The sequence below is a fragment of the Ewingella sp. S1.OA.A_B6 genome (genome assembly GCF_049889095.1).
Lineage (GTDB): Bacteria > Pseudomonadota > Gammaproteobacteria > Enterobacterales > Enterobacteriaceae > Ewingella.
The window spans coordinates 435,727-448,210 of the sequence record NZ_JBLJFK010000001.1 but is presented as its reverse complement, the minus strand read 5'-3'; the positions used below and the strand labels follow the sequence as shown (position 1 = coordinate 448,210).

Sequence of the window (12,484 nt, the reverse complement as noted above, 5' to 3'; positions counted from 1 at the left end):
CGGGATCAGTGATCCATCGCCTGCATCGTTTCGGTACGAATTTCTTCAGTCACCCGCGCTTTCAGCGCCATAAATTCCGGCGACGTTTTCAGGGTGTAATCACGGGGATGCGGGAAGTTAACCGCGACTTCGGTTTTAATCCGCCCCGGACGCGCACTGAAAATTGCCACTTTGTTGGCCATGAAAATCGCTTCGTCGATATCGTGCGTCACGAACAACACCGTTTTACGTGAGGATTCCCAAATCGATAACAGCAGTTCCTGCATCATCACGCGGGTCTGGTTATCCAGGGCGCCAAAAGGCTCATCCATCAGCAGAATTTTCGGGTCGTTGGCCAGTGCGCGGGCGATAGCGGTGCGTTGCTGCATCCCGCCGGAAAGCTGGCGCGGGAAGTGCTGTTCGAAACCGCGTAACCCGACCTTATTAATATAGTAGTCGCTGCGCTCTTTTTGCGCTGCCTGACTCACGCCCCGTTCCTGCAACCCGAAACGGATGTTTTGTTCGACCGTCAGCCACGGAAACAAGGTGTAACTCTGAAAGACCATGCCGCGATCGGCTCCCGGGCCATCCACGAGTTCACCGTCGAGCCACACTTCACCCCGGGTCGGCTGATCCAGCCCCGCCACAATGCGCAAAAGTGTCGATTTACCGCAGCCTGAAGGCCCCAGAATGGTGATGAAGTCGTTTTCATCCACCTGATAATCCACTGGCAACAGCGCCTGTGTGTTCTCACCTTTCGGGCCGGTAAAAATACGCTCAACCTGGCGGACACTCAGTTTCGGATGGCTCATCACAGTGAACTCCAGACAAACAGGCGACGGTTGGCCGCTTTGAACAACAGATCGGAAAGAAGACCTATGCAACCGATCACGATAATGCCGAAGATCATTTGTCCGGTATTGAGCAGTGCCTGGCTGTTAACAATCATGTGCCCGATACCGCTTGAGGAACCGATAAGCTCCGCCACAATCACGTAAGTCCACGCCCAGCCGAGCACGAGGCGCAGCAACTCGGCTATTTCCGGTGCGGCACCGGGGATAATCACCCGACGCACCACACTTTGATTGGTTGCACCCAGCGTATACGCGGCTTCCACCAGGTCACGTCGCGCTGCACCCACCGTCACGGCTACCATCAGGGTTATCTGGAAGAAAGAACCGATGAAAATCACCAGTATTTTCTGCATTTCATCGATACCGGCCCACAGGATCAGCAACGGTACAAACGCTGATGCTGGCAGGTAACGGCAAAACGACACAAATGGCTCGAAGAAGGCTTCAATCAGTTTGTAAGACCCCATCAGGATCCCGAGCGGAACGGCAATGGCGCAAGCCAGGATAAAGCCGCCCAGCACGCGCATCACGGTCATGCCGATGTCGGTCGTAAAATCGAAATCGGTAAACAGTAAAATCCCTTCCTGCAACATGCCCGCTGGGCTGGCGAGGAAGGTGGCAGAAACAAGACCGGTAAACGTCACCAGCGCCCACACGGCAAAAAACAGGACAAAGAAACAGAACCCGAGGAACCAGCGACGCTGCGAGGCGACCGGACGTAAAGGCACCATCATCGGGTTATGCCAGACTTTTTTGCTTGCCGGCAAGGGTGCCGGCTCGCGTAAGACTGACTGCGCGGTAACGAAATTTTCTGCTGCCTGACTGACAGGACTGTTCATGTCTGGGTCCTTCATGGCTATTTCACGTACTTCGCGTCATATAAGCTGTTAATGTCCGGCGTTTTGCGCAGGATTTTCATTTCAGTCAGCAGGCGCGCCGCTTCGTTGGTGAAGGTCACAATTTCACCGCTGAAGAACTTCTTGTTGGCGTCTCTGTCCTGCCAGCGCAGATAACTGGATTCTTCTGCAAACTGTTTGCCGGTTTCTTTTACCGCCGCACCCATGATTTCGTTGGCTTTGTCCGGCTCTTTTTTGATCATATCCAGCGCCTCAAAATAGCTGTTCACCAGCGCCTGTGCGGCTTGTGGATTTTTGTCCAGCCAGTCCGGCGTACAGCCCAGCGTATCCATCACCATCGGATATTCCAGCGTGGTCGCCAGAATTTTGCCTTTATCCGGGCTCTGACGGATGGTGGAAAGGTATGGCTCATAGGTCACTGCCGCGTCGTTTTGTCCGGCAATAAAGGCATGCGCGGCGGTATCCGGCCCGAGGGTAGCCAGCTTGACGTCTTTCATCGTCATGCCGTTTTTATCGAGGATCCACGCCAGCAGGAAGTAGGATGAGGTTCCCGGCGCATCCACGCTGATAGTTTTGCCTTTCAGGTCAGTAATTTTGTTAATACCGCTGCGCACCGCGATACCGTCAGCCCCATAAGATTTATCCAGCTGTACGATTTGTTTGATCGGCACACCGCTGGCATTCCAGGTTAAATAGGTTTCCACGGTGGTCGCCGCACATTGCAGGGAACCGGAAGCAATCGCCAGATGACGCGACTGCTGCGGTACCATTTTCAGCGTGACATCCAGACCGTTCTTTTTAAAGATGCCGGCTTTGTCTGCCAGCGTCAGTGGCGCAAAGCCAGTCCAGCCAGAAATACCAATAGCAACCGGCGTATTTGCCGCCTGCGCCGTGCTGACAGTCACACTCGCCAGCGCCACTGCCAGCCCTAACAAAGACACCGAACGTTTCAGTACAGCCCTGGAAATCATGTTGCTCATCTGCCACTCCTGCCAAAGTAACTGTCTCGGGGAATGCCTGTTGCAGTGAATCGCCACAGACAAATTACGCTACTGATTATGTCACTGTATAGTCTTGTCTATACAAGTCAGTCAGCAATATCTAAGCAAGCTTTATGCCAGATCCTACAGATGCCGTTTGGCAACATTCAGCGCCGGTTATGGCGCATGTTGCGCCGACAATTGAATCAATTCAGTGCGCGCCATGCGCCATTTTAGCGCAGCCCCGGAAGGTATTTATCGGGTGATGGCCGCCCATAACAGCAGGCATTCGTGTTCCTGATTAACTGGACTGAGCGTCACGGGCCCATCGTTTTTTTCAGCCGCCGCGTCAGACCAGTAATAGCCTTCGCCCGCACGCAGCTGCGTGCTATCCGCCAACTGCCACATACCGTGGATAACATAAATCACCCCGCCGTTTTCACGCGTTACCCTAAGGTGTTCGCGGGCGGCAATCACCCTTGACGCATAATGGGTACGCCGCGTCATAATGTTGAAGTCTGTCGTGACGCCGCCCGTCAGGCGGGCGCTGAGTGCGATGTCACCGCTGAACGAAAACGGTTCACCGGTAACATCGAGCAAATGGTCGACGTCAGGCTGTGCCTGCAAATGCACGCCATCGCCACTGAGCAAGGTGATGGAGCGGTCAATACCGGGAAATGCCGAGAACGGGCCGTCCTGCACGATGGTGGCAATGCTGGCGCGCCAGTCAAAATCACTTTTACCGGCAGGGAAACTGATGATTTCGCGGGTTTCACCACCGCCATTGCGCCACGGGCTGACCGGCAGACTGTCGAAGGAAAAGCGCTGCCAGCCGTTCATGCGACGTCCTCCGCCAGATGATTCAGCAGCGCGAGGAAATCTGCCGCCGCGGCCTGTTGCTGTTCATGCTGACCGCTGACAATACGCGCGATACCACCGACGTACACATCGCGAATCTGCCCGGCATTACCGGCGAACAGCCAGCGGTTAAGCAACTCACTGTTTTTTGCCGCAGCCAGATAAGGATCCTGACCGTCAAGCACCAGCCAGTCGGCACGATATCCCGCCGAAAGCTGGCCGATGGCCGCGCCGCAGGCCTGCGCACCGCCCTGCAATGCCTGCGTATACAGCACATCGCCCACCGAATTTTGCACAGACGTGGTCAGCCGGTTACGCCGCTGTTCACGCAAGCGCTGCCCGTATTCAAACCAGCGCAGTTCTTCCACCACATTCAGGGAAACATGGCTGTCGGAACCGATCCCCCAGCGGCCTGACTGCGCCAGATAATCGACGCCGGAGAAAATTCCGTCGCCCAGATTGGCTTCGGTGGTCGGGCACAACCCCGCTACTGCGTTGCTGCCGGCCATGCTTGCCAGCTCAAAGCGGTCTGCGTGGGTGGCGTGGATCAGACACCAGCGTGAATCAATATCCAGATTGTCGTACAGCCAGGAAATCGGACGCTGCCCGCTCCAGCCCAGACAATCGTTCACTTCTTTCTGCTGCTCAGCGATATGAATATGCACCGGCAGGTTTTTATCACCGGCCTGCAACACCTGCTGCATTTGCTCCAGTGTCACGGCGCGCAGGGAGTGGAAACACAGCCCCTGATTTTGCAGGCTTTTCCCGCGGATCTGGTTGCGGATGATCTCTTGCTGTTTCAGGTAACCGTCGGCATCCTGAATAAATCGTTTCTGCCCGGCCTGTGCAGGTTGCGCGCCAAATCCGGCGTAGCTGTAAAGCACCGGCAGCAGGGTCATTCCGATGCCTGTTTGCGAGGCAGCTTCACTCAGATGAGCGGTCATTTCACCGCGATCGGCATAAGCCTGACCGCTGATGTCGTTGTGCAGATAATGGAATTCTGCCACCTGCGTGTAACCGCCCTTGAGCATTTCGATGTACAGCTGGCGGGCAATGACGCCAACCTGTTCGGGCGTGAGGCGTTGCACCATGCGGTACATCAGATCGCGCCAGGTCCAGAAGCTGTCCTGCGGATCACCGGCGACCTCTGCCAGCCCGGCCATCACCCGCTGGAATGCGTGGGAATGAAGATTCGGCATACCCGGAACGACCGGGCCGGACAGTGACAGACAACCGTGCGGGTCGCCGTTTGGGGTTACCGCAGTCAGCATTCCGGCAGCATCAACATCCAGCCGCACGTTGTGCGCCCAGCCATCAGCAAGTAAGGCGCGTGGAGCAAAATAAGCAGGCATGACGGCATTCCTGAAAAGTAAGAAGAAACATAAACGCAATTTAATGGAAACAATTGCCAAACCTTTAAGCGACTTGTCTATACATATACATATGCCTGATTGCGCTGTAAACTTGCAACAACCCTTTTTTTAAAAATTTAGTTTTCCGTCACGCCCTTACCGTTTAATTTCCCTTGTTGGAAACTGCCGGGCGGACAGGCAAACTTTCCCAATATTTCTGGAAATTCATTGAGTGAGGTAAGAGACATGTCGGAGCCCACGCCCCTTTCGCAAAATGGTGCCGCGCCACATCAGGTCACACAACAGGGAGTATCGCAGCAGACATTGTCCGAACTGGCGGCCGCAATGAGCGACACGCCCGCGCCGATTTATCAGCGGGTGAAACAGGCGATCATCAGCCAGATCCGCGCCGGTGTCTGGAAACCGCATCAGCGTGTACCTTCGGAAAGTGAGCTGGTCAATGAGATTGGCGTCAGCCGCATGACCATCAACCGTGCCCTGCGCGAACTAACCAGCGAAGGATTTTTGATCCGCATGCAGGGCGTCGGCACGTTTGTGGCCGAAGCCAAGGCCTACACGCCGATGCTGGAAGTACACAACATTGCCGATGAAATTGCCCAGCGCGGTCATCGCCATGACAGTAAGATTCTGGTGTGCGAAGCACGGCTGGCAAATGCCGACCAGGCGCTGCAACTGGGCATCGCTACCGGCACGATGATGTTTTACTCGCAGATTGTTCACTACGAAAACAATGTGCCGGTGCAGATTGAAGATCGTTTTGTGAACCCGGAAACCGCGCCGGATTATCTGCAACAGGTGCTGAACAAGCAGACGCCCTATACCTATCTGATGGAAATCGCGCCGCTGACGGCGGGTGAGCATCGCGTTGAAGCGATCAGTGCCAGCGATGAGCAACACGAATTGTTGCAACTGAACGAACATGAGCCCTGCCTCCTTATCCATCGCCGGACCTGGAGTGGCAGCCGGGTGGTGACTTCCGCGCGTCTGATTTATCCCGGTTCCCGCTATCAATTATTTGGTCGTTTCACCAGCCACGGCTGATCCGGGCATACCTTAATGGCGGTCGTCAAAGGCCGCTATCGCTTCGTTCAAATTTTGGAAGACGTCTCGTAATAAGAAAAAACTATCGCTGGCTACCTTGCCGGTTTCGCGGTTATGCGTTAGGTTGACTTTAGTTGTCTATACAAGATAAATTCAGCCTGGAGCCTGTCATGCCGTCAGCGATATCCCCCCCTTTTTCAGCCGAACCTCCTTCCCGTTGTGACAGCGTATGGCGCGGTGCCACGCTGGTCACCATGCAGGACGGGCATTACAACCTGATTGAAAACGGCGCTATTGCCGTCGCAAACGGGAAAATCGTCTGGACCGGCCCCGCCGCAGATTGCCCAGATTTCGCCGGAGCCGCGCTGCATGAATTCAATCGCGGAATCATTACGCCGGGATTCGTGGACTGCCATACGCACCTGGTCTTTGGCGGCGACCGCAGTGGAGAATTTGAACAACGGCTGAACGGCGTGAGCTATGCAGACATCGCCGCAGCCGGTGGCGGCATTCTCTCCACCGTCAATGCCACCCGCGATGCCACCGAAGATGAACTGCTGGCACAGGCGTTATTCCGTCTGCAAACATTGCTGGCTGAAGGCGTAACCTGCGTGGAGATAAAATCCGGTTACGGGCTGAGCGTGGAAAGCGAGCTGAAAATGCTGCGGGTGATCCGCCGTCTGGGCGTCATGCTGCCGGTCGAAGTGAAATCCACCTGCCTTGCTGCCCATGCCCTGCCGCCGGAGTTCAAAGGACGCGCCGATGACTATATTGATCTTATCTGCGATACCTTACTGCCGGTGGTAGCCAGTGAAAATCTGGCCGATGCAGTCGATGCTTTTTGCGAACATCTGGCGTTCTCACCCGCCCAGGTTGAACGGGTGTTTAATGCTGCTGAAGCCCTGGGTTTACCGGTTAAATTACACGCCGAACAGTTGTCTGCCCTGCATGGCAGCGCAATGGCGGCGCGGCATCATGCGTTGTCCGCCGATCATCTTGAATACGCCACCGGAGAAGACGCGCAGGCCATGGCCGCTGGCGGCACCGTCGCCGTATTGCTGCCAGGCGCTTATTATTTGCTGCGTGAAACGCAATGTCCGCCGGTGGCTGAATTTCGCAAACATAACGTGCCGATGGCGCTGGCCAGTGACGCCAATCCGGGCACCTCGCCTGCGCTTTCTTTGCGCCTGATGCTGAACATGGGTTGTACGTTGTTCCGCCTGACCCCCGAAGAAGCGCTGGCCGGGATCACCTGTCACGGTGCGCGGGCACTGGGTTTACAGGCGAGTCATGGCACGCTGGAAGCGGGAAAAGTCGCTGATTTCATACACTGGCCGCTGTCACGTCCTGCCGAGCTGGTTTATTGGCTGGGTGGTCAGTTGCCCTGCACTGTTGTCTTTCGTGGAGAAGTTCGAGGAGAGTTCCGTTCATGAGCCTGTCAACCGCCAATGTTATCACTGAACCGTACCTGTTTATCCGGGGTACCGCGCCGTTACTGATCAGCATTCCCCACGCCGGTACGCACCTGACGCCTGAAGTCGCCAGCGGTCTGAGCGATGCCGCACTGCCGCTTTCCGATACCGACTGGCATATTCCGCAATTGTACGATTTTGCCCGAACGCTCGGTGCCAGCATTCTGGTCGGCCAGTATTCGCGTTTTGTTATTGACCTGAACAGGCCGTCCGACGATAAACCGTTGTATACCACCGCGACGACCGGCTTGTATCCCGATACGTTATTCGACGGTCGCGCGACATTCAAACCGGGCATGATGCCGGCAGACGCCCTGCGCCAGCAATATCTCAATCAAATCTGGCAGCCATATCACCAGAAAATTCAGTCGGAACTGGCGCGCATGAAGCAGGAATTCGGCTACGCGCTGCTGTTTGATGCACATTCCATTGCCTCGGTGATCCCGCGTTTGTTTGACGGCCAGTTACCGGACCTCAACCTCGGCACCAACTGCGGCGCAAGCTGCTCACCGGCGCTGAGTGAAATCCTCGAGAGAACCTGCCGGCAACAAATCCGCTTCAGCCATGTGCTGAATGGCCGCTTTAAAGGCGGCTACATTACCCGCGCTTACGGCCAGCCGGACATTAATATTCACGCGGTTCAGCTTGAGCTGGCGCAGGTGAATTACATGGAAGAGATCGAGCCCTTTGCGTACGAGGAGGCTAAAGCTTCTGAACTCCAGGTACTGTTGAAGCAGTTGCTGGGTGGGATGGTGGACTGGGGGAAAGATGCGTATAAACAGGGCGCTGTTTAGACACGCTTTTCACCCTCCGTGCCGAAGTGATACAGCAAGGTTATTTTTAGTCAATTTCATTTCAAAAAATTACCACACTGGCAAATGGATCGGAGGGGTTTAAATGCCGGTTGTAGTATTGGTTTATCTGACTGGTCAGATTGAAAATTTAAAATCACTGGGCTCAGAAGCTGAATCATCTGGATCTTTTTCGGCTTTCATTTCTGCCGTAATTTTAAGCTGTTCAGCGGCCTTGAAGTGGGCAATAAAATCGGCTTTTAGAGCATCAAGATTTTTAGGCTGATAAATCATCCTGATACCCAACAGCCCGCTGCCCCATTTTAATGTTGGGATCAGGTGCCGTACGGCTGGAGTCTAATAGCGAACGTCTACATCTGCAGCTGGTTCAACGCCAGCGTGTCAACCGCGCCTGACTAAAGCAGACATTTCCTGCAATCAAGATCTTTCAGGGTGCGAAGACTATTATCTGGCACAGAGCAGACTGCCAGTTATTTCCTCGGGTACAGTTCCACAACGGGGACGGGATCAACACTGCCGATATGACCATGGTAACGATCACCAAATGCACGATACCGCTCAAATCAGTTTTATGTAACCAGCTGGATTGGTGGTCATTCTGGTGGCCTTGACTTTTAATTCTTTAATATTTATCTTATTTATTAGCCAGTTACTGGATAATATGATCCCAGCATGAGGAGCCAAATTAGAAAAACCCACTTCAGGGAACTGAAGCAGGTTTTTTGCTTTTCGGTGGTTTCTGGACGGCTATGAGCGAAAAATGGACATCACTACTCATAGTGGAATTCGCATCATTGGTAGATAAGTGGTTTTGAGAACATCAAAGCATTTTTACAGTGTTATCTAACCAGGCGGGAAGATTTTCTCTGTACCAGTTGAGATATAATTGAAAATCACTTTTCTGCCGCTCATTAAGCAGCACGACTACCTCAGTAACAATCCATGCTTTGGCAATTGCAATGTCTTTAGCTAAATCATTAGGCTTAGAGTGACAAGAGACACAGTTATAGCGATCTGCAAACTCAATAAATTTTTGTATAGAGCCCATTCCCTTTATGAGGGGGGCAAGGTCAATAGCTGGGCTTCCTGTGCTGAATCTCTCCCAATCGAAAAGGACTAAATCACCGTTATCCCTTTTTCCCCAATTACCCGCATTACTATCGCCTGAAATTAAGCACTGACCACTAAACAGAGCATCACTTGCCTGCTGAAAATGCCGTAACTGTTGTGCTGCTCTGCCTGGTAATGTCAAAAGAATGAGAGATTTTTCGAGCGCTGATTCTGACCAGGTGTGATTGTGATAACCCCATGAGGGGTCAGGTGGATAGCAATGTAAGCGAGACAGAATTGACAACACTTCATCTCCTGCAACTGAGTCCTGATCAACCTCGTGTGGAATATATTCCAGTCTCAACTTGCGTAAGGATGGATCGGCGAACAACAGCTTTGGGGTGGCAATGTCTACCTGAGCGAGATTCTTGGCTGCGTGTTGATAAAAACTGTACTCCACATCACTGACAGGAAATTTCTCGATTACCTGATGACCGGTTTCATCCACAAAAAGTGCCACTTTGGCGGTACCCATTCGGGATATATTATCAACAGACATACATCTTTCCTTTAGCATTGACCGGTTGGTTAATTCTGAGACGTTTGAATTTAGCGCAAACTGGCAGTAATGCTGACAGATTTCCTCCCCATAGTTAGCATATTGTGATGGTTGCGCCGTCCCCTTCTGGCACGAAGCAACCAGAATCACTGCCACAAGGGATCGCAACGAATAGCTGACCTGGAGCAATGCAATTACTGCCAGATTTATCTACGGGCTTGGGGCCACCCTATTCGTCGCTTATCGTTTTGGTTACTGTTTTACTTGTCCTATTTTCTCTAAGCGGGGTCTGACGCTCAGACCAACGAAAACTCACGTAAGCAAGATAATGTCTGAAACCATTGATAGGCAAACACTTGTCGTTTCACTATAAAGGCGACTTTTTGTCTATGATTATGATTTCTAGCAGTGATTTGATGTATCTCTCAAAAAACCTTTGCGTCAGAAAGCGTGCCGTTGAGCGTCAGCCCCATAAAGACGGAGCCTGACTACAATAAAAATAAGGATCAATATGTTCCGTAAAGTTCAGCTAATTGCATTACCTTCCCTCGTCATATCGGTATTTTTGCTTACAGGCTGTCCACCTTCTCCCGAATTCACACAATGGCAACGTCCTTCGACTTCCGAAGAGGGGGTAAAATCAGCCATGATAGAATGTGGCGATCCGGTTGGAGTTTCACTGAATACCCTAACCAGAAACGAACAGGCGCTGCAATTCCAGTGCATGCAACGTCTGGGTTTTACACGTAAAGACGGGTTTGATTTTTGTGAGGTGATGGCCGAACTTCCGGCGTGCGTCGAAAAAAAACAGGGACATCCGCTAAGCCAGTCCCAGCTCGAAGCGCTGCCATTTGAAGCCGATGAAGGATTCTATCCGATTAAACCGGATTCCAGCAGGTATGAGGACATGCAGGTCACCTGGCGTAAAGTGGGAGCGCCAAGGGGGTTCTCGACGCAAGTTTCCAATAATCGTGAAGCGCTGCCGGTAATGTATGCCTGCGGCTATCCAAAACCGCTCGGGTCGAATCTGGCGGTCGCCAGTATCGGACGTACAGCAAGAGCGCAACGCTGCATGATTGATCACGACTTTGAGCCGAAAGACAAAATGATGTTGGTATGCCGACCTTACCCGCAGGTGACGGGCTGTAAAAAGCAGACAAACCACAAACACCTATACCCATAAACATGGACAACTAAAAAGCATCAGCTATAAAATCCCAGCATGCATTCTGTTTTGAAATCTCTGTTTTGAAATCTGGAGGTGAATAAGGTGGCTGACGAAAACATGCTGATTACTGACAGTAATGAGCTTGAGCAACTTTACGGCGCGGTAGCTAAACCTTCTTTAACGAAGGTGACTGACCATATTCATCCGGCCTACCGACCGTTTATTGAGGCATCTCCGTTTGTGGCGCTTGCGACATCGGGACCAAATAGTCTGGATGTCTCGCCAAGAGGCGATCCTGCAGGCTTCATTCATATCGAGGACGCTAAAACAATACTTCTGCCCGACCGCCGGGGCAATAACCGTATAGATAGTCTGCGCAACATTTTAAATGACAACCGGGTTGCGCTTCTCTTTTTAATTCCCGGCATTGGCGAAACGTTGCGGATAAGCGGGACAGCTGAAATCCGTAAAGACCCGGCTTTGCTTGATAAATTCTCAATCAATAATCACCCCCCTAAAACGGTGTTGCGCATTTCAGTGATAAGCGTTTTTTTCCAGTGCAGCAGAGCTATCATTCGCTCAAGACTGTGGGATCCTGCCGCACACATTGAGCGCCAGGCCCTTCCCAGCACAGGCAGTATCCTGAGTATGATTTCTCAGTCAGAAATTGATGGTTTGGCTTACGACGAGGCCTTGCCAGAGCGATTAAAAACCACACTTTACTGATTGTGGCGGAAAGTGTGCCCCGGCACAGTTGTGCCCCACGGTGCGGAAGACTCACTTTTAACCTGTTGTTGACACTTAGAGCGGGTTGTTAAAAAGGTGATAAAGCCGAACAGCTGTCACTCTCCGGCTGTGAGCAATGAATCAAAGGCCGAATATAGCCTCAATTTCTATTGAGAGGTCAGGTGAGAAGAGGTGGCTGACTTCTACGAGCGAACTAGCAGGCAAGTGATCACCGTAATTTCGATACAGCACCTTGCGCAGCTCGTTGATCTCCTCAAAAGAGGTAATGAATAGGGTCACTTTGATCAGTGCTGAAAAATCAGTGCCTTCTACGTTGACGATTTTCCTGATTTCAATCAAAGTGTCACCAGTTACAAAACATTCAGATTCAGAACAGGATTGATTTAACCCAGAAAACACAAAATTATTTTACCCATTAATTAGTGCCGTTGGGAGGCGACACTTCAATATACTCCCCATCAATGTTGCGCTGATAATACCTGCCCGCTTTGACATAATAGCGCTTCCCGTTAAAGTCCATCACCGACATTGCTTTATTGTGAGCATGCGTGACAGGGGCTTCTACCACCACATACCGATTTCCTATTTCACGATAATAGGTGTCGTTAAATAGCCAGTACGTCAAGCCGCGGACCACGATCATTTCCGCCGCTGAAGGAGGGGCGGTAAACGGTACTACTGCTCCTGGCATTGAGATTCAGGGGGTGGCATGGGAGCCAGAACGGCCTGGGCCG

13 protein-coding genes and 1 pseudogene are annotated in these 12,484 nt (G+C 52.3%); 5 read left to right on the top strand and 9 right to left on the bottom strand.

Annotated elements, in window-relative coordinates:
* Positions 1–5: 5 nt before the first annotated feature.
* The 5 genes from ACMV8I_RS02055 to ACMV8I_RS02035 all read right to left on the bottom strand — a co-directional run bounded on the left by ACMV8I_RS02055 (position 6) and on the right by ACMV8I_RS02035 (position 4,880).
* Positions 6–791, bottom strand: a complete 786-nt coding sequence (locus tag ACMV8I_RS02055) for an ABC transporter ATP-binding protein (protein WP_498863558.1) — start codon at positions 789–791, stop codon at positions 6–8.
* Positions 791–1,672 (bottom strand): ABC transporter permease, encoded by an 882-nt coding sequence (locus ACMV8I_RS02050; protein ID WP_498863557.1) that lies wholly within the window; start codon positions 1,670–1,672, stop codon positions 791–793. Before ACMV8I_RS02050 ends, ACMV8I_RS02055 begins: the two co-directional genes overlap by 1 nt.
* A gap of 17 nt (positions 1,673–1,689) precedes the next feature.
* Positions 1,690–2,670, bottom strand: a complete 981-nt coding sequence (locus ACMV8I_RS02045; protein ID WP_498863556.1) for an ABC transporter substrate-binding protein — start codon at positions 2,668–2,670, stop codon at positions 1,690–1,692.
* 255 nt (positions 2,671–2,925) lie between these two features.
* On the bottom strand, positions 2,926–3,510 hold the full coding sequence (locus tag ACMV8I_RS02040) for a HutD/Ves family protein (protein WP_498863555.1): 585 nt from the start codon (positions 3,508–3,510) through the stop codon (positions 2,926–2,928).
* Positions 3,507–4,880 (bottom strand): formimidoylglutamate deiminase, encoded by a 1,374-nt coding sequence (locus ACMV8I_RS02035; protein ID WP_498863554.1) that lies wholly within the window; start codon positions 4,878–4,880, stop codon positions 3,507–3,509. The genes ACMV8I_RS02040 and ACMV8I_RS02035 overlap by 4 nt, the downstream gene beginning before the upstream one ends.
* Positions 4,881–5,126: 246 nt before the next feature.
* Between ACMV8I_RS02035 and hutC the strand changes: the two genes are divergently transcribed.
* From hutC to hutG, 3 genes are all read left to right on the top strand, one after another.
* Positions 5,127–5,942 (top strand): histidine utilization transcriptional repressor HutC, encoded by an 816-nt coding sequence (hutC, locus tag ACMV8I_RS02030; protein WP_498863553.1) that lies wholly within the window; start codon positions 5,127–5,129, stop codon positions 5,940–5,942.
* 170 nt (positions 5,943–6,112) lie between these two features.
* On the top strand, positions 6,113–7,375 hold the full coding sequence (gene hutI / locus ACMV8I_RS02025; protein WP_498863552.1) for an imidazolonepropionase: 1,263 nt from the start codon (positions 6,113–6,115) through the stop codon (positions 7,373–7,375).
* A complete protein-coding gene (gene hutG, locus ACMV8I_RS02020) occupies positions 7,372–8,208 on the top strand; it encodes an N-formylglutamate deformylase (RefSeq protein ID WP_498863551.1) in 837 nt (278 codons plus the stop codon). The genes hutI and hutG overlap by 4 nt, the downstream gene beginning before the upstream one ends.
* A gap of 135 nt (positions 8,209–8,343) precedes the next feature.
* Here hutG and ACMV8I_RS02015 read toward each other — a convergent pair whose 3' ends face one another.
* Together ACMV8I_RS02015 and ACMV8I_RS02010 are read right to left on the bottom strand one after the other, a co-directional pair.
* Positions 8,344–8,499: a hypothetical protein gene (locus tag ACMV8I_RS02015; RefSeq protein ID WP_498863550.1), complete on the bottom strand. Its 156-nt coding sequence runs from the start codon at positions 8,497–8,499 to the stop codon at positions 8,344–8,346.
* A 547-nt stretch (positions 8,500–9,046) separates the two neighbouring features.
* Positions 9,047–9,835: an aminoglycoside phosphotransferase gene (locus ACMV8I_RS02010; protein WP_498863549.1), complete on the bottom strand. Its 789-nt coding sequence runs from the start codon at positions 9,833–9,835 to the stop codon at positions 9,047–9,049.
* Positions 9,836–10,346: 511 nt separating this feature from the next.
* Between ACMV8I_RS02010 and ACMV8I_RS02005 the strand changes: the two genes are divergently transcribed.
* Both ACMV8I_RS02005 and ACMV8I_RS02000 read left to right on the top strand, forming a co-directional pair.
* Complete coding sequence (locus ACMV8I_RS02005) at positions 10,347–11,018, top strand: hypothetical protein (protein ID WP_498863548.1); 672 nt, start codon at positions 10,347–10,349, stop codon at positions 11,016–11,018.
* 102 nt (positions 11,019–11,120) lie between these two features.
* Positions 11,121–11,729, top strand: a complete 609-nt coding sequence (locus ACMV8I_RS02000) for a pyridoxamine 5'-phosphate oxidase family protein (RefSeq protein ID WP_498864695.1) — start codon at positions 11,121–11,123, stop codon at positions 11,727–11,729.
* 141 nt (positions 11,730–11,870) lie between these two features.
* On the opposite strand, the pseudogene ACMV8I_RS01995 reads toward ACMV8I_RS02000, so the two are convergent.
* Positions 11,871–12,083: pseudogene (locus ACMV8I_RS01995) on the bottom strand (RidA family protein); the annotation flags it as partial.
* An 82-nt stretch (positions 12,084–12,165) separates the two neighbouring features.
* A complete protein-coding gene (locus tag ACMV8I_RS01990; RefSeq protein WP_498863547.1) occupies positions 12,166–12,441 on the bottom strand; it encodes a DUF6515 family protein in 276 nt (91 codons plus the stop codon).
* Positions 12,442–12,484 lie beyond the last annotated feature (43 nt).